The sequence below is a fragment of the Alteribacillus sp. YIM 98480 genome (assembly GCF_009765375.1).
Classification (GTDB): domain Bacteria; phylum Bacillota; class Bacilli; order Bacillales; family Marinococcaceae; genus Alteribacillus.
Genome location: NZ_VTOK01000009.1, coordinates 15,410 through 40,740, shown reverse-complemented (window position 1 = coordinate 40,740; position 25,331 = coordinate 15,410). Strand labels below are relative to the sequence as shown.

Here is a 25,331-nt window from a genome sequence, read left to right as displayed (position 1 = left end):
AGAAGATAGGGGAAAAACATTTTGTGTAACAATGTTGTAATATAAGACCTTTTGTCACAAAACATTCACAATGAAAATTGTAACCTTATAAATTGTGGAGTACGAAAGTCTTACGATAAAACAGTCTTTGCCTTTTTGCTTAGCGGCTTGTAAAATACAATGTAAATGAAAAATCAACGAGAAAATAGGAGACAGCTATTATGAGAGGTAAAAAAGCAGCCGCCGCTGCTGTTGTAAGTACAGGTTTAATATGGTTAAGTGCTTGCGGCGAACAGCAGCTTCCTGAAGAAGTATATAAACAATCTATAGAAGCAATGGAAGAGCTCGATAGTGTGTACTTCACGCATTCTAATACATTGAGCGCAGAGCAAGAAGGTGTCAGCAACTTTACACGGGGAGTCGTTCAATACAACGACCCGCTTGAAGCTTACATAGAAACGAACATGAACCTTGTCGATTTAGAGGAACCCGTAGAACTAGATGTTAGGATAAATGGCGGTGGAACAGAAATCAGAGAAAATGAAGTGTGGGAAGATCATAATACCGAAGCGGCTGAACTAGAGTCGATGATACGTCCAGCAGAAGATATGAACTTCTTTCTTGACTTTGAAGAAGAGTTTTTGATGAAAGAAGAAGATGGTTACTACGAAGTTTCTTTTAAAGGTACAGAAGAAAGACATAAATCATTAGTAGAAAAGAAACTTAATGCTCTGGGTATTTCAGAATCAGCCGGGGGTCTAAGTGAAGAAGAACTGGAATCGATTCAACTTGAACGAATTGATATGATTGCTTATATAGATAAAGAAAACAAGCTTCTCTTAGGATATGACAGCCGTTTTTCCTTTACGATCGAGTTAGCAGGAGAATTAAGAGAGTTTAATGAAATATCTTATGTTCGTTATGATGAATATAATGAAGTGGATGGTAATCTCGAAAGCTTTATGGAAGAAAAGGTTAAAGAAATCGAACGTCAAAAAATGGAAGCGGAGCAGGAAGATGTAGAAGCCGGCGAAAATAATGATTAGGAAAATGTAGAATAAAAGTCATAAATAAAAAGCAGTCTGCGTACACTCAACGCGGGCTGCTTTTTTTGTGCTTCACGAATTTTCAATTTTGTTTTAAGCACAAAGTAATAGAAAGAAGATGATTTTTGCTATATGGATTTGGCAGAAAGCCAAGTTTCTTAATGCTATTAGACCTACAAAAGATATCAGAAAACGAAGAAGTTTTTCAATGAAACTACGAAATCTTTACAAAAAAATAACTATCAAATGACAAAAGGTTAAAAAATATGTTTTAATATGAAAATAGAGGTAATCATTGGAAAACAGAGGGGACTAGGTACCGGGGTTAAAAGACTTCCTACTACATATTTATTTTTAAATAAGTAATCTATTAGACTCTTAACAGTAGAATAAACAGATAAATATAAGGAAAATAAACCAGTATTAACATAAAACAGGAAAAATAAGGGTGGATTTTCTGAGAAATATGTTGTAGAATTTTTGTAAACTGTTGTCAAAATATGAACAATTAAATCAATGTACCTATGTTATTATACTATTCCTAATTTTTCAGACAATATAAGTTGACAGTCCTAGATATGGTCAGTATAATAATTTTTGCAGTTTTTAGAAGAAAATACCAAACTAATTGGAGGATGCGCTTTCACCTTAAACACTTCCGATGACCCGACTGAGATCGTTGAGGAACCAGACGACGTAAGCGTCTCTGAAAATTAGAAAATAGCATTCTATTATTACTAGGATAGAATGCACAATAAAAGGAGGAAGTATTGCAAATGGGTTATCAACCAAAGTCTTACCGCAAGTTTCTTGCAACATCCCTTTCTGCAGCTGTAGTAGCTAGTGCTGGTGCATCCACAGTAGCTGTTCAGCAAGCAGATGCAGCTGAATCTTTCAGCGATGTATCTAATAGTTTCTGGGCTTCCGAGTCCATTCAGCGTCTAGCTGATGAAGGTATCATCAACGGGTATAAAGATGGTACATACCGTCCGAATGAGGACATCAACCGCGGACAAGTATCTGAATTGCTTGTTAAAGCGTTCGGTCTTGAAGTAGATCAAAATGCATCTGCTCCATTTGAAGATCTTACTGATGAAAGTTATTACACTCCATACGCAGCAGCTGTAAAAGAAGCAGGTTACATCCAAGGTCGTGAAAACAACACTGTATTTGCTGGCGGCATGGATCTTTCTCGTGAGCAAATGGCAACAATCCTTGTTCGTGCTTTCGAACTAGAGCCGGTTGAAGACAGTGACGCAACTGTAGGCGACCTAGACGAAGCACACGCAAGTCACCAAAGCAACATTGAAATTCTTGCACAATATGACATTACATCTACAGAAGATGGTATGTTCCGTCCAAAAGAAACCGTAACACGTGCGCAATTTGCTACATTCCTTGACCGTGCACTTTCGGTTGAAGTTGGATCTGCAGAAGTAACAGCTGTTAACAATACAACTGTTGAAGTAGACTTCGGAGAAGAAGTAGACAATGTTAATTCCCTTGACTTCGAAATCGACGGACTTGACGTTGAAAACGCTGCTGTTAAGCAAACTAATGATAATGTAGTAGTACTTACTACCTCCCCTCAAGAAGGCGGAGAAGAGTACACTGTAACAGCTAATGGAGAAGAGCTTGGTAGTTTTGAAGGTATTTCTAACGTTGTTCCAGAGGATGTTGAATTCACTACCAACTCTCTACAAGGAACTATTGGAGAAGAAGTTACATTATCTGCACAAGCAGTTGTCGATGAAGACGAATCTGCTGCAGGCATTCCTGTAACATTTAACATTACCAACCCACATGATGACAACGAAACAATTGAAGTTGAAGTTCTAACGGACGAAGATGGAGTAGCTACTTACTCTTATACTCGTTACTATGAAGAAAATGATGAGGTTACTGCTTACTCTACAAGCAAATCAAGTATTAATGATGATGCAGTAGTGTACTGGGCTGACTCCTTAACTATTGAAGAAGTAACTGAAGATAATTCGCTAGCGAATGGTGCTAAAAAAGTTTACAAGATTAATGGGGATGCAGATGAAATTTATAATATTGCATTTGCTGAAAACGTAGATGTTGACCCAGATGAACTTGTACGTTCTGTGCGTGTTACTGATGCAGATATTTATGGTAATGAAGACAGAGAGTATCCTTATCAAGTTACAACTGGTGGAGTAAACGGAGTTGCTGTTGAGACGGACGAAGATGGTGAAGCAACATTCACAGTTACTGGTTCCAATGCAAGTGTTACTCCAATTGTGTTTAAAGATGAGGAAAATGAATATGAAGAAGCTGAACTTGATTCAACAGAACTTCAAGCTCAAGCTCCAGCTGTAACCTTCACGTTAGACCACACAGTAGAATTAGACGTTGAAGCTCAAGGTGAGCAACGTGCAGCGGCAATTGATGAAGGTTATTCTTATGATTCTGAAACAAATGCTGGTGGTCGTGAATATCTAGCAACTATTACTGATGAAGATGGTGAACCTGCACCAGAAGGATTTGAAGCTTACGTAACATTTGAAGAAGATAGCTTGAGTCCTGAAGATGACGGAGCAGTATACATTGATGGACCTGATGCCGGTCAAGTTGAGGAAGGCGGAATTTACCGCATCGAAGTTGATGGTGATGATGGTGAAGCAACATTCACACTAACTGGTGACGATGATGCATATGCTACTCCTACTGTCTTCATAGACAATGGGGATGATCTAGGCGAATTAGATAGTGATGACCTTCAAGTTGAAGGTGAAAGAACTTACTTCGTTGAAGCTGATGTTTCCGATGCTGAATTAGAGGTCACTGATGCGGATGGTGATGAAGTTGATTCTCTAGAAGTTGGTCAAGATGCAACATTAACTTACCAAGCACTAGACCAAAATGGCTTTCCTTATTATGATGACGACTACGATGAAGATTACGAAGTAACATTTGAAATTGCAACAACTTTTGGTACTCTTGATGGTGTTGAAATAGATGGGCAAGTCCTTACAGGTAAAAGAGACTCAGTAACTGTTGACGCACCAAATGGTGTAGCTGAAGTTGACCTAACATCAGTAGACTTCCCAACTAATGTAACTATTACAGCTTCCGGTAATCACGGGTTGCCTGACAGAACAGCTGATGTAGAGTTTACTGAAGCAAGTGATTTTGAAGTTGGCGAATCTTATAATGCGACAGTAGTTGATTATGATACAGAAGAAGATGATATTACATTAGAAATCAACGGTGAAGAGTACGATCTAAACTATGGTAATGCAGATATATTCATTTATGGTGACAATGATATTACTGAATCCCAATTTGACCAAGCTCTCACCAATGGCGCACAAGTAGTTTACACTTATGGTAACCCAGAATCATTTAACCTTATCCCAGCTATAGCATCTAACACTAATGTTAATGAGATCATTAATGACGCTGAAGACGGGGATTCACTAGTTATCCCACTTGATGCTCAGGAAGATATCACAGTTGATACGGAAACAGAGTTAGATATTACGTTTACTGGCACTCTAAACACTTATGATTTAACTGTAAATGCACCAAATGCAGATGTAACGAACGACGCTAACGATGCGGGAACAGTAACTATTGATGATGTGGACGATAACAGCTTTACACAATCTGGGTCTGTTTCAAATGCAATTGAGTTTAATGATACAAATGGTGGTCGTTTTGTTAACAATAGTGGTAGTGATCTAGACATTAACCTTGGAGACGGCGCTAATGCAATTCTTAGTGGAAGCTTTGGATCAGTTACTGCAGAAGGTAACAATTCATTGGAACTTGAATCTGACGCTGAGATATCTTTATTAGATGCAGTGAATGGAACTGTTACACTTAATGCAGCATCAAATACAGCTATTTCCGCTATTGGTGGAGCAGAAAATGTAACTGCTGCAGAAGATTCTGAATTCACTAATGAAGATATCGACAATGCTGCTGCTGATATTGTTCCTCCTGAGTTAGAATCAGCCTCGTTAGAAATTGGTGGAGAGCCTGTTCCAGCTGAAGCTGTTGAAGGCGAAGAAAATTCTTATACAGTGACATTAGATTTAAATGAATTAGATGCAACGGATATGTTTACTGCAATTAGTATAGATGCAAGTGAAGAGGGAACAGCAAGTATCACAATAAATGGCGTAGATAAAACAATTGATCTTGATGAGAATGGTGAAGGAACAAAATCTGTAAGTGACATCCTTGGTTCCCTTGATGAAGGAGAAGATGGTGTGTCTGTTGCAAAATTACAAGATTTAATTGAAGAATTTGGTATTGACTTTTCTCCAGTAATTACTGATGAAGCAGGTAATTCTACAGAAATTGACATCGATATAGAAGTAATAGAAGAATCTTCTAGTGAAGAAACTGCTGAATAATAAACGAAACGTTACTTCATAAACTAGTAACCTAGTGAAAGAAGTGGAATTAGACCTCATGTGTCTTAACATTAACCTATGTTTTACACATGGGGTCTTTTTCTAACTGCTAATGTCTGAATGTTAGGTGAAATCCCTAACCGTGAAAACAGCCTTTTAATCATGTGCCTAATCCTCCTGCGTCCAGTGAGGAGCTAACTCTCCAAAGGGGCGAAGTCAGGTGAAGTCGTACTTGTACGTTAGCAAGGCGGGGTTCTTTAAAAGGTGGCTATGGCTAGGTAGACGAATCCATGTAGGCAGGGTGAGGTAGTGAATGTTAAGAGAGTGCTAGCAGGTTAGCATTCATCCTTGGATGTGAAATCGTTCAATGGCGGTCGGTACAATTTGGGCTGTTAAACCGGCCGTTCTCATTCCTGAATAGTGGAAGCCTAAGGTTACCAAAAAGAGGGACAGATATAGTGGAACGTTTGAAGCTTTGTTAGGTAGGGTGAGTTAGTACCAATGATCTTGCAAAGTGGCAGCGGGTTCATAGTAGCGATGATTGCTAGCCGTTTGTATTATTCTAGTAATAGAATAAGAGGAGAAAACTAGCGGAAGCGAAGGAACCCAGTCAGTGATTTTCCTTTTGGCGTATTTCCCTAAAAACAATATATAGACCAATCACGTTCATGTGGTTGGTCTCTCTTTTGCATTTCAACTAGTCAAAAAGAACCAATACTGATGGCACGCTGTATGCGGTGAAAGCCGCTTGTATGGTGTAGGCTCGATTTGAAAGCCACCTAAGTGTGGTATAAGACGAGAATAGCAATACAGATATTCCGAAAGTTGAGGATGAACACGGATCCGTTTCCCTAAAAAGCATTACTCCTTCCGTTGAGGATACATTAACGGGGGAGGTCACTTTTGAAGCTGAAATTGAATACACTAATTTTTTAGACAACGCTGCTGTTACAGCTGAGATCGGTAGTCCAAGCGGTGCAGGTATAGGAATAGGTCATCAAGAGGTTACTTCTGATTCGGGAACTGTTACGCTTACCAAAACCGTAGACGCCAGTGAATTAACGAAGTATAAAGATGAGGAGAATAAAATATATATTGCTATCGGATTGATGGATCCTCAAAATAGCTATGAACTTGCCTGGGAATCTTTAGAGGATTACTATTACGTAATTGAATTGCCGTTTACTACAGAAGATTTACGCTGGAAGTTATCGGATATTATAGAAGTAGCAAAAGCTGAAGTGAAATATCAAGATGATGACGTTGACACAACTAATCTTTCTCAAGCCATTGAAGGTGGGGAGGAAGTGCTCGACAATGAAAATAGCACAAAAGATGAATTGCAAACAGCGTATAATCAGATAAAAGAAGAGTTAGATGCTATAAACTAACCATTATCGACAAAAGAAGCGCGTGGGCTGAGCGCTTCTTTTGCTTACATTAATAAAGTTAGTATACTAGAATTATGGCAGTAAATCGTTTGTTTATTCAGTTTAGAAAGGTGTCCATTCGTGACAAATCACTTATGGACACCTTTTTCATTTTTAGTGGCAGTCTGCTTTAGTGAAGACACGGCGAAGTTTTTTTAGAGCATGATTTCTCCATGTTTTCACCGAAGACGGAGCGACGTTGTATTTTTTTGCGATCTCGCTTATCCCTCTTCCGTACACAATATATTCTATCACCCAGTCGCGTTCTCTTGGACTCAGCTCTTCTAAATATGGAGAGAGACTATTCATCTCCTGCCGGATGCTTTCGCTGTCGGGAGCGGCTGGTTCCGTGTTTTGTTCAAAGGCGCTTAATTCATAGCGTTCTTCGTATCTTGCTTCTTTTCTTAATTGCGCGAGCATTTCTCCTCTTACATACGTGTAGGCAAAAGTGGAAAAAGCGCCTTTGTCGGGGTCGTATTGTGTGTATGCTTTCCAAAGGGCGATAAATCCAATGTGGCTATATTCTTCGGTATTTTTGTAAATTCTTAATCGTTTGATCATTCCTAATACAAGCGGGGTAAAGTCTTTGGCTACTTCTTCAAAGGGGATGCCTAAAGAGTGGTTCAATTTTTTTCTCCAATGAGAACGGCGCGCCTTCTCGTTTATTCCATGGTAGCTTGAGCATAAACGGAAAAAGAGAAAACAGCGAATGACAGAATTTCATAGATTGCAATCTGCCTGGAAAAGGATTTCAAGTACTTCTAAAATAAAAGCTTTCTATGTTGATGCTTTTTTACAGCAGTATTTGATTTGTCGTAGTTTTTTTAAAGGTGCACGATATATAGACTAGCGGACGTTACAGGCGTCCTGCCTGAACCTTTTATCGCATACTGGTTCATGGTAATATAGGAGTAATACTGGACCGGAGGACTTTATGCGTATTTTCAGGATTTTAAACAATAATGCGGTCGTCGTCATTGATGGTCCGCAAGAGAAAATTGTGATGGGGAAAGGTATTGCTTTTCAAAAAAGAAAAAATGATATTATTCCACAACATAAAATAGAAAAGATTTTTGTTCTGCATAAACAGTCTTCGGAGAAGTTTCAGCAATTGTTAGCTACGCTGCCGGAAAAACATATAGACATGGCAGAACGAATTATTAGTTATGCGGAAGGGCACTTAAAGGTGCCGCTCAATGATCATATTCATATTGCCTTAACCGATCATCTATCATTCGCATTAGAACGGCTTGAGCAAGGGTTTGCCATCCAAAATAAACTAACGAACGAAATTAAGTTTCTTTATAAAAAGGAATTTGAAGTAGGCCTCTGGGCAAAGGATGAATTAAAAAAGGAACTGGGAATAGATATTCCACTTGATGAAGCAGCACATATTGCGCTTCACGTGCATACAGCGAAATTGGACAGTCCATCCATGAGCGAGGCGCTGGAAACGGCGACTATCTTGCGAGATTTTATTGAGCAAGTAGAAACATTTGCAGATATAACGATTGAAGAATCCAGTATTAATTACCAACGGTTAGTGACGCATATTCGCTTTGCGCTCCATCGTCTCGAACAGGAACAATCGTTTGAGCCAATTGATGAAGATATGCTGGCTCTTATTAAGGAAAAATATCAACAGGCTTATCAATGTTCCAAATCTGCAGCATCCTTTTTAAAAGAAACCTATCATATTGATTTTCCACCATCTGAGGTGGGTTATATTGCTTTGCATATTCAGCGCTTACTGTAATTTCTATGATTTTTGCAGTTGACGGCAGCGGTTACAACATGTAAAGTAATGTTAAATAAAAAATTCCATATTGGGGATTGTGACTGGAACGCAGGCAAGACCTGAAATATATAAGGCGGTATAGGTAATTGTCTCTCTTAGACTACCTATGCGGACTTTGTATATTTCAGGTCTTTTTTCTGTTCCAAAAAATGGTAGGAGGAGACTAGAATGAATCATCGTGAGGTTGCTGAACAATTAGTTCATCTTTTAGGTGGTCAAAACAACGTAGTAAGCGCTGCCCATTGTGCTACTCGCCTTCGTTTAGTTTTGGAAGATGAAAGTCAAGTGGATACAAAGGCGATTGAAGAATTAGATGGAGTAAAAGGAGCTTTTTCGAGTTCCGGCCAGTATCAAATTATATTTGGTACGGGAACAGTGAACAAGGTGTTTGCCGAATTTGCTCCGCTTGCAGGAATTTCTTTAGAAGAAGAAGCGAAAACGGAAACGCATGGTGATGCTGCCAAGCGTAAAATGAATCCATTTGCCCGTTTTGCCAGGACACTTTCCAATATCTTTGTACCGATTATTCCGGCGATTGTTGCGGCTGGTATGTTAATGGGACTGCTTGGCTTAATGAATACGTATAACTGGGTCGATCCTGAAAGTGGTCTCTTCGTAATGCTCGATATGTTTTCATCTGCTTCCTTTATTATTTTGCCTATATTAATTGGCTACAGTTCAGCTAAAGAGTTTGGCGGGAATGTGTATTTAGGGGCAGTTATTGGCGGTATTATGACTCACCCCGAGCTGCTTAATCCATGGGGTCTCACGGATACGGAGCCTTCAACTCTCGATTTTTTTGGGTTTGGCGTTGAGATGCTCGGTTACCAGGGAACAGTTATTCCGGTATTATTAACGGTATATATTATGTCCAAGCTGGAGAAAATGCTCCGCAAGGTAGTACCAAATGTCGTTGACTTGCTTTTAACTCCATTCCTGACTGTTATATTAACTGGTTTTGTGGCGCTCTTAGTTGTTGGCCCGGTGGGACGTGCGCTGGGAGATGGCATTACATCTGTTTTAGATGTGGTGTACGGCACAGCTGGTCCAATTGCCGGTTTTATCTTTGGCGGGCTTTATTCGACGATCGTTTTAACCGGTGTTCACCACAGCTTCCATGCTATTGAAGCCGAATTGTTGGCAAAAGCCGGCGGGAACTTTTTACTGCCGATTTGGGCAATAGCAAACGTGGCCCAAGGCGGTGCGACACTTGCTGTGTTTTTTAGAACGAAAAATAAAAAAACGAAAGAAATCGCTGTTCCGGCAGCTGTTTCTGCGTTTCTTGGCATTACAGAACCTGCGATTTTTGGTGTTAATTTAAAACACCGCCGCCCTTTTATTGGAGCTGCTATTGGCGGTGCTCTTGGGGGATCCTATGTAGTATTCACGCAAGTCATGGCGAATGGGATTGGGTTAACCGGTATTCCAATGTTTGCGATTGCGCAGGATCCATTAAACTATGGCATTGCCTTTGTGATCGGAGTGGCTGGAGCGTTTATTGCAACGCTATTTCTCGGCTGGAAAGAAGAATAAAAAATATAAGTTATCGTTTTACTAGTGTGATAGCTAGAAAGGGAAGCGGTAGCAGTAATATATCTTTAAAAGGCAGGGGATCAATCAATGTCTAAAGATCAACAATTACGCTTAGAAGCGAATCAGCACGCAGCCAAGCAGAAATCGATCGTAGAACAAGATCCTTATCGTTTGCACTATCATGTAATGCCGCCAGTAGGACTGCTGAATGATCCGAATGGTTTCATCCAATGGAGGGGTACCTATCATTTATTTTATCAATGGATGCCTTTTAAAACAGGACACGGATCAAAATTTTGGGGTCATTATTCCACACAGGATTTTGTTCATTGGAAACAGGAAGAAATCGCTCTTGCCCCGTCCCAATGGTATGAGAAAAATGGCTGTTATTCAGGAAGTGCGATCGAGCATGAGGGAAAATTATATATTTTTTATACTGGGAATGTAAAGGATGACGATGGCAACAGGGAGTCTTATCAGTGTCTTGCTGTTTCTGACGATGGCATTCATTTTGAGAAAAAAGGGCCCGTGATCGAACGGCCAGAAGGGTATACTGCTCATTTTCGCGATCCAAAGGTTTGGGAACAGGATGGTCAATATTTTATGGTCATTGGAGCACAGACGAAAGAGTTAAAAGGAGCTGTTGTTCTTTTTCGATCCCGGAATTTAGTAGATTGGACACATGCTGGAATTTTGACTGGCGGAGGAAATGGCAGGATAAAAGAGTACGGTTATATGTTTGAATGTCCGGACCTGTTTCACCTGGAGGGGAAAGATATATTAGTTTTTTCTCCTCAAGGGCTGGAGCCAGAAGGAATGAAATATCAAAATGTATACCAGGCTGGATACGTAACCGGTACTTTTGATTCGAAAACAGGAACCTTCAAGCACGGCGGGTTTTACGAGTTGGACCAAGGCTTTGATTTTTATGCTCCGCAAACGACGAAGGATCAACAAGGGCGAAGAATACTGTTTGCCTGGATGAGTGTCCCGGATCAAAATGAACAAGACAATCCAACCATTAAGCATCACTGGCTTCATAACATGACCATTCCTCGTGAATTAAAATGTATTGGCGGCAAGGTATATCAAGTACCGGTCCGGGAGTTAGCGGATTTGCGAGTTAACGAAGCGGTTGAACACCGCATTGAATTGAAACAGAAAAATCAGCAGTTCGAAGGTGTACATGGAAAGGCTGTTGAACTATTGGCAGAAGATATTATTGTCTCAAAAGGATGGTTTGATATTACCGTTGGAGAAGCTGCTAGAATGGTATATTCGAGCGAACAAAAGATATTCACACTTGAACGGCAAAGCTATGTAGATGGTGTCGTGGAAAAACGCCAATGCCGCCTCAATGATTTAAAAAACCTGCATATCTTTGTTGATACTTCTTCCATTGAAGTGTTTATAAATGATGGGGAGTACGTTTTCAGTTCACGTTTTTATCCATCCCCCAATAACGAGAGCATTCAGTTTGGAGCTTCTGAAAAGAGCTGTTTTACGCTGAAGAAGTGGGATTTGACTAAAATATTTTAAGTAGATTTTGAAGCGAAAGCCCCGCCTATACCTAAAAAGCAAGGTTAAATCTAGGAGAATTTACAGAAATAACAAACTTTTTTACTATTCCTTTAATATTCCTTCTATAAAATAAAAACTAGTTAATAGATAGAAAGGAATGGGGAGTATCATGAAAAAATCAATAGTCAGCACACTGGCTGCAGCGGGAATGTTTTTTTCTTTTGCCCAGCCATATAATGTCTTGGCGGAAGCACCACCGTTTTTTCAATATGGAAGTGATGAGCTTGAAGTTTCGCAGGTTGCACAGTACGACAGCTTGGCAGGAGAAGGCGGAACAGAAATCATGGCATTTGATGAAGAAAGCGGACAAGCTTTTGTAACGAATGGAGCAGAGTCTGGACTTGATATTCTGAATTTTTCTGGTCTCGAGTCTGGTGAATTTAGACAAGTCGATTCTTCCAAACGTATTCATGTGGAAGACTTTGGATTGGATCAAGTAGATGATATTACTAGTGTAGCCTCTCATCCAAGTGAAAATGTGATTGCATTATCTGTCGTCAGTGATCCGAAAACAGATCCTGGCTATATTGTTTTTCTAACGAAATCAGGAGACTACATAAATCATGTCCAAGTGGGAGCCCTTCCGGATATGGTGACATTCACACCGGATGGAAGTAAAGTGCTTGTTGCCAATGAAGGCGAACCAAATGATGATTACTCGGAAGACCCCGAAGGCTCTATTTCCTTGATTGATGTAACTGGCGGGATTTCAGAAGAGAAAGAACTAAGAGTAAAGACGTTGACCTTTGAAGAACGCATACTTGATGAAAAGGTGCGTGTCGATTCTAAAGGCACGGTTCAACAGCAGCTCGAACCAGAATACATTACCGTTTCAGATGACAGCCGTACAGCCTATGCCGTTCTTCAAGAAAATAATGCGATTGCTGAAATGGACCTGGAAACAGAAACGATTAAAAGTGTAAAAGGGCTTGGTATAAAAGACCATTCTATCGCTGGTAACGAACTGGATGCAAAAGAGAATGGAGAGATGGAAATAGAAAATCTGCCGCTCCTTGGCTGGTATATGCCGGATGCCATCGATACTTTTTCTGCCGGAGGGAAAACGTATATTCTCACACCGAACGAAGGAGATGCCCGTGATTATGAGGCGTATTCCGAAGAAATGGAAATAGGGGATATTATTGATAATATTGAACTGAACGCTGATCATTATGAAGGATACAGTCAGGAAGAATTAGATGGACTGGTCGAGGATGGTTTGCTCGAAGAAATGGAAGATACAGAACTGACAGCAGAAAATGGGATGAATGACGATGGTGTCTATGAAGTCTTGTACTCTTACGGCGGACGCAGCTTTTCCATTTTTGACGCAGATACGATGGAACTTGTCTATGACAGTGGGTCTGAAATAGAACATATTACCGCAGAAGCGATGCCAGAATATTTCAACACGAACAATGACGAAATTGAATTTGACGGACGCAGTGATGCTAAAGGACCAGAACCGGAAACGACGGTAATCGGGGAGATAAATGGAACTCCTTATGCGTTTACAGCCTTGGAACGTTTCAGTGCTGTTATGGTATATGATATTTCCAATCCAGCCGATGCAGAATTTGTTACGATGATTTCCAGCCGGGACTTTAACGAAGATGTCGCTGGAGACGTGGCGCCGGAAGGTCTTTCTTTCATTCCAGCAGAAGACAGCCCTACAGGCAGTCCATTGCTTGCAGCGACACATGAGCTTTCTGGGACAGTAGCGGTATACGAATTTTTACAAACAATAGAAGATGATGAATCACCTGAAGAACCTTCGGAGGGGAATTATCCTTTCATAGACGTGGACAAAGACTACTGGGCTTACCCTTATATTAAAGAGTTGTATGAAAACAGTGTTATTACCGGTAAAACAGATTCTACATTTGACCCATCTGCAGAGGTGACTAGAGCTCAATTTGCAGTTATGATCAGTAACGCTCTTAACATAGAAGCAGAGTCAGCTGCTGACAGTGAATTTGATGATGTACCGGAATGGGCCCAAGCACAGATTCAAGCTGTGTTTGAAGCAGGAATTACTACAGGGAAATCAGATGGCACTTTTGCTCCAAATGAGCCAATCACAAGAGAACAAATGGCTGCTATGACTATACGTGCTTATGAACATGCAGAAAAAGAACAAGCAAAACGCGGGGACCTCGTGTATTCAGATGAAAACCAAATCAGTGACTACGCCGTCAGTGCTGTTCAAAAAGCGCAAGAGTTGAAAATTATGACTGGCACAAAAGAAGGTATGTTTCAACCAAAAGAAAACAGTACACGAGCTCACGCGGCAAAGGTTGTATCACTATTGATAAAAGAAGTGGAAAAATAAATGTATTTTAAAAAACCTGCTGGAGATGAAAAAATACCCAGCAGGTTTTTACTATTTGTTGTTGAACGTTTTTATCAAACGGGGATTATGCCTGGTGAAGATTTTTCAGTCATTTTACCTAATATCTCTATCTTTTGACCTGTCCGTATATTATACTAGATAATAGATAAAATTGACGAAAAATGTTTTATTTTGGTAATAACCGGCAAGGAGGATAAAGTCATGATAGTCGGGGCAGCTTTAAATCATGCAAACTCTCATGGAACAAATGTATTGATAAAAGATAATACTGCTTCTGGAAAAGCAGACGCTTGGAAGGAAGCGATGGCGAGCGAAGCCCGTGCGGTGAATCCATTGCATGATGTTAATAGCTCGAGAAATCAATTGATTCAAGACGCTGTAAAAACAGATGACTGGAGCGAATATAATGAATATCAAGCCAAACAGCATCCTGCCTGGTATAATACGGAAAACGGTGAAGCGGTAAAAAATAAAGAATACTGGGCTGAATTGGCTGAATCAAGAGCTGAGGCGTTAAAACAAGCGGAAGCGGAAAACGACCAAGAGGATATCAAAACATGGGAATCAGCGTTGGAATCCGCTGTCGAGAACCTTAAAAAAGCACCTGGGGAAATGCCTCATATTCCTGTATTTGCAAACGGCAGTAAACTAGCTGAGAAATATGACATAGAGCCGGCGTCTGATAGCTGGTTTGATTCTAAATATAATGATCCGTTAGTTTCTTCTCAAGGGAAGTTCTCAAACAATGCCTGGTACAATAATCCTTACTTTGAGGAAAACCCGGAATCCCTAGAGAAAACATTAGCAGCCGTAGAAGAACACGGATCTTCCGAACAAATAGAGAAAGCCAATGAAGTAAACAAAGAATTATTAGCAAGAATGGATGAGGAAGAAGCGGAAAAGGAGAATGACGTTGAAACCGCGGAATCACAAGCAGGAGAAACCGTGTCTATTCGTGATCTCCAAACGAATAATCATTTGCAGCAAGCGTTACAGGGGGCCCTGGCAAGTGATGATAAATTAGACATGTCCGTGCAAGATTATTTGTTACAGAATTTATAAACAGCCAAAAAATAAGAAGTTCATTATACGTTACTGAAAGCGCAGGGATCAAGAAGAAGTATTGGTTCTGCGCTCTATTTGTTAGAAAGTTATTTCCTAAACTTCCAATACAGATCTTGCCATTAGGAGTAGAATCATATTTTTCTAGAAAGATATCCCAGAAAAATACGTAAGGAAAAAGATCTATAAAACTGCATTGTGTAAAAACACGAATATTATCGAGAATTATGTACCTTTTAGAAGAAAAATAGGGATTTGTTGAAGTTTTAAGGAAAATGAAAAATATGGTTAATCCTGCTTTAACATGGAATTAGGTTATTAATATGGAAAAAAATAGAGAATAAGAACCTACAACGGAAGGGAAATTTGAAAGAGGAAAAATTAAGCATTGGGACTGTAGGGTGATTTTCATAACTGGAAAATTAACTTATTCTAGAAAAAGGAATTTGCGGAATGAATTCCTATCATCTTCCTACTATTTAGTAAAAAAACAGCAATAGGAAGAATGGTCCTACCGAGGGATGAAAACTTATTTATTAATTTTAGGTTTACATCTCGATGACAGCAGGAAAAGAAATCATAGAAAATTTTAGAGGAGGAATTAATGGTGTCTTATCAACCTAAGTCATATCGTAAGTTTTTAGCTGGTTCGGTATCTGCAGCTATGGTAGCAACGACATTCGGAGCAGTTAATTCAGTCAACGTACAAACAGCAGATGCTGCTGAAGCATTCCCAGATGTGGAAAATGATTATTGGGCGTCTGGTTCCATTCAACGCCTTGCTGATCAAGGAGTTATCAGCGGGTATAAGGATGGTACATATCGTCCAGGTGAGGAAATTAATCGTGGACAAGTAGCAGCTATGCTTGTTGCAGCTTTTGACCTGGATGTAGATGAAAATGCAGAGCCGCCATTTGAAGATTTAAATCCAGAAAGTTATTTCACTCCTTATGCAGCAGCTGTAAAAGAAGCTGATTTGATTAAAGGTCGTGAAGATAACACACAATTTGCTGCAGGAATGGATCTTTCTCGTGAGCAAATGGCTACTATTCTAGTACGTGCGTTTGATCTTGAAGCTCGTGATGACGTGGATGCAGACGTAGGTGACATCGATGAAGCCCACGAAAGCCACCGCAGCAATATCGAAATTCTTGCACAATATGACATTACAAATACTGCTGATGGTAACTTCCGTCCAAAAGAAACAGTAACACGTGCACAATTCGCCGCTTTCCTAGACCGTGCGATGGAAGTAGATAAAGGAATTGAAACAAGTGTTTCTAGTGTAACTGCAGTTGATAACACTACTGTGGAAGTAGGCTTTGACGGAGACGTAGAAGCAGCTGCAGCTGAAGACTTCACGTTTGACCCAGAGCTTGCAGTACTAGACGCAGAAGTTATTTCTCCATCTGATTCTGAAGAAAATCAAGATGCAGAAGGCAGTGTTGTTCGTCTTACAACAGAAGAGCAAACAGAAGATGAAGAATACACTCTTTCTTATCAAGGTGAAACAACTGAGCAAACATTCACTGGTGTAGCTGCAGAACCTGCAGTAGTAGTTGAAGATATTTCTGCAGTTTCTACTACAAGCTTTGAAATCGATGTTGATGGCGAGCTTGATGAAGACTGGGACGAAGCTGATGTAGAAGAGCTTCTCGACGTTGCTGTAGTAAACGGCGATGAAGAAGAAAAGGCACTTGACGTTACAGGTGTTGAAATCAGTGAAGATAGAAAAACAATTACAGTAGAACATGCTGACGATGATCTTGAAGGCACAGCAGGAACGCTTGTTGTTAATGAGTTCGAATATGACTTCGATTATGAAAGCATTGAAGTAGATTCCGTAGAAGCGACAACCACTTCTATTAGAAGTGAAGCAGATCAACAGTTAGGATTTACGGTAAACGGCTTCCGTAATCTATCTATTGATACTTTAGAAGAAGCTGGTTATGAAATAGAATTCCTCTATAATTCTAACGATGCTCCATTTGACACGGAGGCAGCACAAGAAGAAGGCATTATTGATGGGGCTGATGAGAATTTAGGTGAAAGCTTCCGTTATGCAGTTGAAATTACGGATGAAGATGGCAATGCTGTAACTTCTGATGACGTAACAGTAGATGTAAATGACGCTGGTGAAGTTACAGAAGTAACAGAAGTTGGTTTATTTGACGGTGAGGACCGTTGGGAAAATGATTATGTAACATCTGCAAATGAAGAGAACGAGATTCAAGCTGTAGCAGGTCTTAACTCCTTCGGTGAAGAAGTAAGCGAAGATGAAATCGATGTTACTGTTGAATCTGTAACATCCAGTGATGCTTCTGTAGCTTATTACGATAATGAAAACGGACTTCAGGTGAATGGAGAAGGAGAAGTTACCCTTACCGTTCAATTTGAAGGAATTGAAGAACCAGTTGAACTTGATCTTGAAGTCGTAGAAGATCAAGAGCTTACTAGCATTGAAGAAGACGGAACAACAGAGCGCTTTGCTATTGATGGCGAAGGCAATGTAAGTGGAGAGCTAGAAGCAACTCTTCTCGACCAGTATGGTGAAAAATGGGAAGGGAACGATGAGATCAGCGTTACAGTAACTGGAGAAAATGATTTTGAAGAAGAAACGACTATTTCTGCAGATGCAGGAAACGTTTCTGTAGATTTTGATGATTTTGGCGGCAGTGATATCATCAACGAACCTGGTGAATATTCCGTATCCTTTGAAGATGAGAATGGCAATGCTTTAGGTACAGTTGATGTGGAATTTGTTGAACTTCAACTCGACGAAGTGGATAACTTCACATTAAGCGCTGACCCAGAATCTGTTGACCTTTATGAGGACGACAATACGGACTTTGAAGTAACGATTGGTGCCATCTTCGACGAAATCGACTTAGAAGATGATGATGTTCTTGACGCACTCGGCGAGCTTGATGGAGATGTTCAGTTAAGCACAAGCGATGAAGACGTTGTTTCCATTGACGGCGGAAGTGAGACAGATGTAGATGCTTCTACCTTAGACTTCACCGTTAGTGGGGAGAGTGAAGGAACCGCTACGATCACACTTGAGCAAGAAGAAGGCGACTTTACTACAGCACTTGCTTCCGTAGAAGTTGAAGTGGAAAACAGCACACCGCAAATCACTGATTTGACGCTAGCTGATGAAGAACAACCAGTCGAAGTAACGGAAGATGGAGATGCGTATTCTATAGTAGATCCAACTCAATTAGCTTCTTCCGCTGTAGATGAAATTACAGAAGACATGATCGCTAACGTTGACTTCTCTGCCAATGATGAAGCAGCCATCATTACCATTACAGAAGAATACGGCGGCGAAACATTCGTAGTAGACGCTGAAGACGTTACTTCTTCATAATAAAAAATTCCTTTACGTACTAGGAATCTAGTAAAAAGGAATATATACAATGGCACTCGGTTCAAGTACCTGCTTGAGCCGAGTGCTATTTTTACTTTAGGAATGCTTCTTCCGCCAAGGACGGCAGCAAGCCGAGCTTTTCTAATCATTATATTAAAATCTTATTTTAGTTTTGAAGGCAGCTATAATCGCATAAAAAGCATCTAGTTGGCTATCAATTAACTGCTCCAATCAATTTCAGTTTAACTAAAGCACTAGGTATTGTCGGTGTAGTTTATTAATCTAAAAAACCCTTTCAAAACGAAACAAATCGTTTTTGAAAGGGTTTTTGTCGTAATAGAAAAGTTGTCTCTATTCTATAATAATATCATCAATCTCCAGGCCGCCATTTGTTGGCTGTTGTTCCAAGTAATCTAGCGTCCGATTGATAAATACCGCCATTTGTCCGCGGTTGATCGAGTCATTTGGGCTGTATGTCGTTTCAGATGTTCCTGTTGTAATGCCAGCAGCTACAAGGGTATTTATATAATCTGCAGCCCAGTGATCGGTGCCGACGTCATTAAATGATTTATTACTGCTGCCGTCTAATTCGAAAGCAAGTACCAATATTTTTGCCATTTGCGCTCGGGTTAATGGATTTTGAGGGTTGAAATGTTCTGACTTGGCAAATATTCCTTCATTGGTAAGGGCGTGAATATAATCAGAGCCGCTTGTTTCGGCACTTACATCTTGAAAATGATGTTCGTTTTGTTGTTGGATATCTGCTTCTAGTGTTCTTCCAATAATCATAGCGCTTTGAGCTCTTGTTAATGATTGGTTCGGACGATATGTATCATTTGGGAAGCCATTAATAATTCCTTGTTCCGTCAGGTTCATAATATCCTCATATCCCCAGAAGTCTTCCGAAATATCTTTAAATGAATTGGCAGCATGCGCCTCTAGGCCTAATCCCCCTATGCTTATCAATGCCGTTAATGCCAGGGCAGTGAGCTTTTTTTTCATCGTTGTCTGCCTTCCTCCTTTTTCCAATGTAGGTCTTTCGTAAGTATATTATAGCGCAGGTAAACTAGCAATAGGACATGACAACAAATTCCTTTTATTAATATTGAAAAAGGTTAGCACTGCAACCTTAAATTTCATAATTATTTTATGGTATTTTGTACCTAAAAATGGTATAAAAGAAGTAGGTTTTTAGTTCTTATGAACTGGATAATGATACCTATATAAAGAGGCAGGAGGCTAAGTTTACGGTGTGGACAAAACTTAAGTGGCGAAATATGAAAATCGGCAGGAAATATGGTTTTGCATTAGGTACGGCTATTTTATTATTCATCATTGCAGCAGGGGCGGTTTCTTTTTTATTAAATGATGTTCGAAATGATATTGAGGCGATGGAACGACGGTCAGAACGGTCCATCGATATTACCGAAATGATTTCACTATTTCGGTCCAAAGATACTCGTGTTGCAGACTATATTCTGACAGAGGACGAAGAGTTGTTAGAAGCATATCGAACGAGACAAGAATCGTTTGATGAACTGCAATCAAGCATTGAACCGAGAATGAATACAGAAGAACAAGTCACGTTATTTCATAAGATAGCAGAAAATAATGAGGCATCCACCCAAATGTTTTCTGAAGAAATCATGCCGGCAGTCAGTGAAGGCAATACGGCATTGGCATTAAGGCTGAGAGATGAAGTTACGCAGCTGCGTTCTGAAACCAACAGCTTGTTAGAGGAGTTAAGAACAACTGTAAATGAAGAACATCATGCGGCTGTAAATGAAGCAAAAGCACAAGCTGAACAATCCTTTTGGACTTTAATTGGTGCGGTTGCAGCAGCCATTCTATTAAGCGGGTTTATACTGATGATGATTAACCGTATTATTCAGCGAAACATGCAGGAAGTTGTACAGCTAAGTAACGAAGTAGCCTCTGGTAATTTAGCAGTAGAGAAGATGACATATAAAGGGAATGATGAAATCGGCCAGTTAGCTGCTGGTTTCAATGCAATGATTGATAAGCTTCGTGATATGGTGGGACACATTCAATCTATTTCTGAAAATGTGAGCAGCCAAAGTGAGGAACTGACGCAATCTTCTCATGAAGTTAGTTCTGGTGCGCAGCAAATTGCTTCTACGATGGAAGAATTATCGTCAGGTTCCGAAGAGCAGGCAAGTGCTTCCTCAGAGATTTCTAACGTCGTGAGTGAACTAAATAATAGAATTCAAGAGGCGAACCGAGAAAGTGAAGCATTAAAAGCGTCTTCTGAAGAAGTCTATGAAAAATCTTACGAAGGTAAAGAGCAAATGCAGCGTTCTGTGGAACAAATGAATGAAATTACGGTCCTTGTGACTGAAACAGCGGAGAAAGTAAAAGGGCTTGAGCAGCGTTCAGAAGAAGTATCGAAACTAGTTGATGTAATAGAAAATATTGCAGAACAAACGAACTTACTAGCTTTAAATGCAGCAATAGAAGCAGCTAGAGCAGGTGAAGCAGGAAAAGGCTTCTCTGTTGTAGCTGATGAAGTCCGTAAACTAGCCGAACAAGTAGGCCACTCTGTATCTGACATTACAAGCATTATTGATGGTATTCAAACAGAAACGAAAGCCGTCGTCACCTCGCTGCAGGATGGCCATGAAAAAGTAGAAAAAGGCAACAAGCAGATGCATACAAGCCGCGACCACTTTGAATCTATTCAAGGTTCGATTTCAGATATGAAAGAGGGCATTCAAACGGTTTCTACTAATCTAAAAGGCATTACCTCTTATAGTGAACAAGTCAGCCAGTCTTCACAAGAAATTGCGGCTACTTCTGAAGAAACGTCTGCAGGGATAGAAGAAAGTGCTTCCACTGCACAACAGCAAAGCTCATCGATGCAAGAGATAGCAGGAAGCGCAGAGTCCCTATCTCAAATGTCAGAGGAATTAAACGATTTAATAAAGAAATTTAAACTGTAACATGTAGATCCAGGCCATTTAGCTTGGATCTTTCTTTTCAAAAGGTAAGAAATTATAAATAGTTGGCGTTTTACATGTCTAGCGCAAGCGCCTACTCGCTCGATATTCCTTCGGTTCGTCAATGGAAAGCAAAATATGCCGATCCTCCAGGACTTGTCGCTCGTGAGCAAGGCGCTTGCACTTTTCTAATGCTCAATAGGCTGCAGTCGAATATTCTCTTCAATCCTGTTATGATAAATTTTAGCTTAAAGCGTTATGCAAAAGGGGTGAAACGATGGTTATTTTTCAAAGGTTATTTTACAAATTAATCTCTGTGAGCAATAGATTGGTTTTTTTAACATCACTTTTTCTTATCGGAATCAGCTCAGTCCTCATTTACGTACTGGAACCTGGTACCTTTGAGAATCCCTTTAACGGATTTTGGTGGGTGATGACAACGGTAACGACTGTGGGATATGGGGATTATTCTCCAGTGACCGTTGCTGGGAAAATGTTAGCGATGGGGTTGTACATCTTTGGAATCGGTCTTATTTCCATCGTAATCAGTAAAGTAGTCGATCAAATCTTTCTCTTTCAACGAAGAAAGGAGCAGGGGAAAATGGATTTTACCGGAGCGAACCATTTTGTCATTATTGATTGGAGTACCAATGCGAAATTAGCGGTTCAGGAAATTTTACATAGTGATCCTGAAGCACAAATTGTGTTAATTGATCAGCTCGATACAACCCCGCTTTCTCATGAACGGGTTCATTATGTGCAAGGAAATCCGATTCACCAGTCCACGCTTGAACAAGCTAACTTGAAAGAAGCAAAAGCGGTATTTGTTTTTGCTAATGAAGTCACGGATTTTGGAAATTTTATTCAAGATTCCTCTTTTGTGGATGGGAAAACGCTGTTAATCGCGACTACCATTGAACGGTATTATGAGGAGATTTATACGATTGTGGAAGTGAAAGACCGCAGCAACGTGGAGAATTTTGTTCATGTGGATATCGATGAATTTATTTTAAGCACAGATACGATCTCTCAGATGGCTGTACGTTCTGCGTTTCACCCCGGCAGTTCGCGGATTGTATCACAGCTCCTATCCAAGCAGCACGGGGATGACCTCTATGAAATAAAGAGGCGGCCGCATTGGAACACGTATCGAGACGCTTTTGATGAATTGCTGCAGGAAGGAGCAACACTTGTGTCAAATGGGGAGAAGTTAAATATTAATCGCCAGCTTGATCGTGAGATTCCTGATGATGCGCGTTTGTTTGTTATTTGTGACGAAGAAACGTATCAACGGATTACTTAAGAGTGATGAAGGTCACATACGGTGCTTTATTTTTTCTTTAAACTAAATCATGAAAAAGGGTTTTGATCTCCAAAAAAAGAATAAGGAATCGACGAAATTTTTAACTTTTTAAGGAGGCGTGACCTATGAAAGCTGCTGTGTGGCATGGTGCCAAAGATCTCCGTGTAGAAAATGTCGAGGAGCCCGTTGTTTCTAATCATGAAGTGAAAGTAAAGGTGAAATGGTGCGGCATTTGTGGAAGTGATTTGCATGAATACCTAGCCGGCCCGATTTTCATTCCGGCAGAAGAACCTCATCCAATAAGTAAGGACAAAGCTCCGATTATAATGGGGCATGAATTTGCTGGAGAAGTTGTAGAAGTAGGAGAAGGGGTCTCCAGGGTAAAGGTGGGAGACCGGGTGGCGATTGAACCTATTTTAGCACCTCATGCGAATGGGAAGTATGAAGATGAAAAATACAATCTTTCTGACTCTCTAGGTTTCCACGGCTTATCCGGCGGCGGAGGCGGTTTTTCGGAATATACTGTTGTCGGTGAGCATATGGTTCATCAACTGCCGGAGGAATTATCCTATGAACAAGGCGCGCTCGTCGAACCAGCAGCTGTAGCATTGCATGCGGTTCGTCAAAGCTCACTAAAAGCGGGAGATTCAGCTGCAGTTTTTGGTGCTGGTCCCATTGGATTACTAGTGATTGAAGCTTTAAAAGCTGCCGGGGCATCTACTATTTATGCTGTTGAAGTTTCCGATTCAAGAAAAAAGCTGGCAGAAGAGCTCGGAGCGTATGTCATTGATCCAACAAAAGTGGATCCCGTAGAGGAAATCAAACGTTTGACGAACGGCGGCATTGATGTGTCCTATGAAGTAACTGGTATTCCCGACGTACTAAATCAATGCATTAATAGTACGCATAATGGCGGAGAGTCTGTTATCGTGAGCATTTGGGAATCCGAAGCTTCCATCCAGCCGAATGATCTTGTCATTAAAGAAAAAACGGTAAAAGGAATCATCGCGTACCGCCATGTTTATCCGGCCGTTACGGAATTAATGAAGCAAGGGTATTTCAACGGCGATAAATTAATCACAAATAAAATCAAGCTAGACCAGGTCGTTGCGGAAGGGTTTGAACAATTGACGGAAGATAAAAGCCAAATCAAAATATTGGTTAAACCGGAGTAAGCATGAAAAAGCCGAATGGATCTGTGTTAATGGTCCGTTCGGCTTTTTCTATTTTTGCTTAAGGAATAAAGTAAAGAAAACAACGACTTTTGCCATAAGAATTGGCGGCAAGCCGAGTTTTTCTAAATAGAGGTGTTCAGCTGTGAGGTCAAGTGTTTCAGCGCTCCGCCGAAGAGAATCAGCACTTAAGCTTTGTGATTCAGCACTTCACACGCAGATATCAGCGGTCAAATCGAAAAATCCAGTGCTTCGCTAAAATGAAAGCAGATAGGCAGCTGTTTGGCTGCAACGCTTCAGCGGTATGATCCTGATATTCAGCGCTTCGGAAAAAGAAATCAGCAGTTCGGAGGCCAAATTCAGCGTATGGTAAGTGTAATTCGGCGCATGGGTATAGATCCAGAGCTTCACCCCGGATATTCAGCACTTCGGGAAAAGAAATCAGCAGTTCGTAAATCAAATGCAGCGCTTCGCAAACGATGTTCAGCGCTTCAACCGCCGCATTCCGCACTTCGCTTTAAGGTTTCAGCACTTCAGACTAAAACGGACCCGTTTAATAGTAAGTGTAATATTGCGGAACGCGGCTCTCAAAAACCGGGACTTTTTTGCGGACTTCTTCCACTTGTTCGGGATGAATCTCGGCGCGAACCGTTTCTTCCTTGTTTTGGCTTCCTTCTGCGAGCACATTCCCCCACGGATCAATCGTCATTGATTTTCCGGCAAACTCCACTTCGTTGTATGTGCCGACACGATTACAGGAGACAATATACACTTGATTTTCAATGGCACGGGCGAGCTGTAAATGCTTCCAATGGTCTGTCCGCGCTTGCGGCCATTCGGCTACAATAAATATTACTTGCGCTCCTTCTAGGGAAAGGGCGCGGAGAAGCTCTGGAAAGCGAAGGTCATAACAAATGATAATTCCCATTTTCAGTCCATCGAGTTCAAAAACTTGGGCTTTGTTTTTCCCGCCTGTCAGGTACGTTGGTTCATCGAGCATAGGAACGAGGTGAAGCTTGTCATAATGATAAACCAGTTCCCCTTTATTATTAATAATAAGCGCACGGTTAAACATGTCGTTTTCTTTTTGATAGGCAATCGAACCGCCGACAAGATGAACATTGTGCTCTGCGGCTAACTGCTGTAAAAAAGGGATAGTTTCACTGTTTTCATGATCTGCGATGTTTGCAAGCTCAGGCAGCGTATAAGCGGTTGTCCACATTTCAGGAAGCACAATCACATGCGGACGGTTATTTTCGATTTCCTCCTTTACAAGCTTTTTTACCTTCTCCCGGTTTGCTGCAGGATCCCCCGGAATAATATTCATCTGCAGTGAAGAAACAATCATGTATTTAACCT

General features: G+C 40.5%; 17 protein-coding genes. 14 read left to right on the top strand and 3 right to left on the bottom strand.

Going from position 1 to position 25,331, the window contains the following annotated elements:
• The first annotated feature begins 200 nt into the window (after positions 1 to 200).
• From FZF09_RS12520 to FZF09_RS12510, 3 genes are all read left to right on the top strand, one after another.
• Positions 201 to 1,025 (top strand): DUF6612 family protein, encoded by an 825-nt coding sequence (locus FZF09_RS12520; protein WP_158736951.1) that lies wholly within the window; start codon positions 201 to 203, stop codon positions 1,023 to 1,025.
• A 776-nt stretch (positions 1,026 to 1,801) separates the two neighbouring features.
• Positions 1,802 to 5,413 (top strand): S-layer homology domain-containing protein, encoded by a 3,612-nt coding sequence (locus FZF09_RS12515; protein WP_158736950.1) that lies wholly within the window; start codon positions 1,802 to 1,804, stop codon positions 5,411 to 5,413.
• A gap of 1,109 nt (positions 5,414 to 6,522) precedes the next feature.
• Complete coding sequence (locus FZF09_RS12510; RefSeq protein ID WP_158736949.1) at positions 6,523 to 6,804, top strand: hypothetical protein; 282 nt, start codon at positions 6,523 to 6,525, stop codon at positions 6,802 to 6,804.
• Between the two features lie 153 nt (positions 6,805 to 6,957).
• Here the strand turns inward: FZF09_RS12510 and FZF09_RS12505 are convergent, their stop codons facing one another.
• Positions 6,958 to 7,470, bottom strand: coding sequence for a sigma-70 family RNA polymerase sigma factor (locus FZF09_RS12505; RefSeq protein ID WP_158736948.1), 513 nt, complete (start codon positions 7,468 to 7,470; stop codon positions 6,958 to 6,960).
• 307 nt (positions 7,471 to 7,777) lie between these two features.
• Between FZF09_RS12505 and FZF09_RS12500 the strand changes: the two genes are divergently transcribed.
• The 7 genes from FZF09_RS12500 to FZF09_RS12470 all read left to right on the top strand — a co-directional run bounded on the left by FZF09_RS12500 (position 7,778) and on the right by FZF09_RS12470 (position 18,540).
• Complete coding sequence (locus FZF09_RS12500) at positions 7,778 to 8,599, top strand: PRD domain-containing protein (RefSeq protein WP_158736947.1); 822 nt, start codon at positions 7,778 to 7,780, stop codon at positions 8,597 to 8,599.
• Between the two features lie 210 nt (positions 8,600 to 8,809).
• Complete coding sequence (locus tag FZF09_RS12495) at positions 8,810 to 10,174, top strand: sucrose-specific PTS transporter subunit IIBC (RefSeq protein ID WP_158736946.1); 1,365 nt, start codon at positions 8,810 to 8,812, stop codon at positions 10,172 to 10,174.
• An 87-nt stretch (positions 10,175 to 10,261) separates the two neighbouring features.
• Positions 10,262 to 11,713, top strand: a complete 1,452-nt coding sequence (locus FZF09_RS12490) for a glycoside hydrolase family 32 protein (RefSeq protein WP_158736945.1) — start codon at positions 10,262 to 10,264, stop codon at positions 11,711 to 11,713.
• 151 nt (positions 11,714 to 11,864) lie between these two features.
• Entirely contained in the window at positions 11,865 to 14,087 is a 2,223-nt protein-coding gene (locus FZF09_RS12485) for a choice-of-anchor I family protein (RefSeq protein WP_158736944.1), read from the top strand.
• A complete protein-coding gene (locus FZF09_RS12480) occupies positions 14,088 to 14,225 on the top strand; it encodes a hypothetical protein (protein ID WP_158736943.1) in 138 nt (45 codons plus the stop codon).
• Positions 14,226 to 14,309: 84 nt separating this feature from the next.
• The gene (locus tag FZF09_RS12475) at positions 14,310 to 15,170 is read left to right on the top strand and encodes a hypothetical protein (protein WP_158736942.1); all 861 of its coding nucleotides are present in this window, start codon (positions 14,310 to 14,312) and stop codon (positions 15,168 to 15,170) included.
• A gap of 604 nt (positions 15,171 to 15,774) precedes the next feature.
• Positions 15,775 to 18,540, top strand: coding sequence for an S-layer homology domain-containing protein (locus tag FZF09_RS12470; RefSeq protein WP_158736941.1), 2,766 nt, complete (start codon positions 15,775 to 15,777; stop codon positions 18,538 to 18,540).
• Positions 18,541 to 18,891: 351 nt separating this feature from the next.
• Here the strand turns inward: FZF09_RS12470 and FZF09_RS12465 are convergent, their stop codons facing one another.
• Complete coding sequence (locus FZF09_RS12465) at positions 18,892 to 19,542, bottom strand: S-layer homology domain-containing protein (protein WP_158736940.1); 651 nt, start codon at positions 19,540 to 19,542, stop codon at positions 18,892 to 18,894.
• 248 nt (positions 19,543 to 19,790) lie between these two features.
• On the opposite strand from FZF09_RS12465, the gene FZF09_RS12460 reads away from it, so the two are divergent.
• The 4 genes from FZF09_RS12460 to FZF09_RS12445 all read left to right on the top strand — a co-directional run bounded on the left by FZF09_RS12460 (position 19,791) and on the right by FZF09_RS12445 (position 23,975).
• Positions 19,791 to 21,500, top strand: coding sequence for a methyl-accepting chemotaxis protein (locus tag FZF09_RS12460; protein WP_158736939.1), 1,710 nt, complete (start codon positions 19,791 to 19,793; stop codon positions 21,498 to 21,500).
• Between the two features lie 74 nt (positions 21,501 to 21,574).
• On the top strand, positions 21,575 to 21,808 hold the full coding sequence (locus tag FZF09_RS12455; RefSeq protein WP_158736938.1) for a hypothetical protein: 234 nt from the start codon (positions 21,575 to 21,577) through the stop codon (positions 21,806 to 21,808).
• Positions 21,775 to 22,800, top strand: a complete 1,026-nt coding sequence (locus FZF09_RS12450; RefSeq protein ID WP_158736937.1) for a potassium channel family protein — start codon at positions 21,775 to 21,777, stop codon at positions 22,798 to 22,800. The genes FZF09_RS12455 and FZF09_RS12450 overlap by 34 nt, the downstream gene beginning before the upstream one ends.
• A gap of 125 nt (positions 22,801 to 22,925) precedes the next feature.
• On the top strand, positions 22,926 to 23,975 hold the full coding sequence (locus FZF09_RS12445) for a 2,3-butanediol dehydrogenase (RefSeq protein WP_158736936.1): 1,050 nt from the start codon (positions 22,926 to 22,928) through the stop codon (positions 23,973 to 23,975).
• Positions 23,976 to 24,525: 550 nt separating this feature from the next.
• Here FZF09_RS12445 and FZF09_RS12440 read toward each other — a convergent pair.
• A complete protein-coding gene (locus FZF09_RS12440) occupies positions 24,526 to 25,320 on the bottom strand; it encodes a carbon-nitrogen family hydrolase (protein WP_158736935.1) in 795 nt (264 codons plus the stop codon).
• Between the last annotated feature and the right edge of the window lie 11 nt (positions 25,321 to 25,331).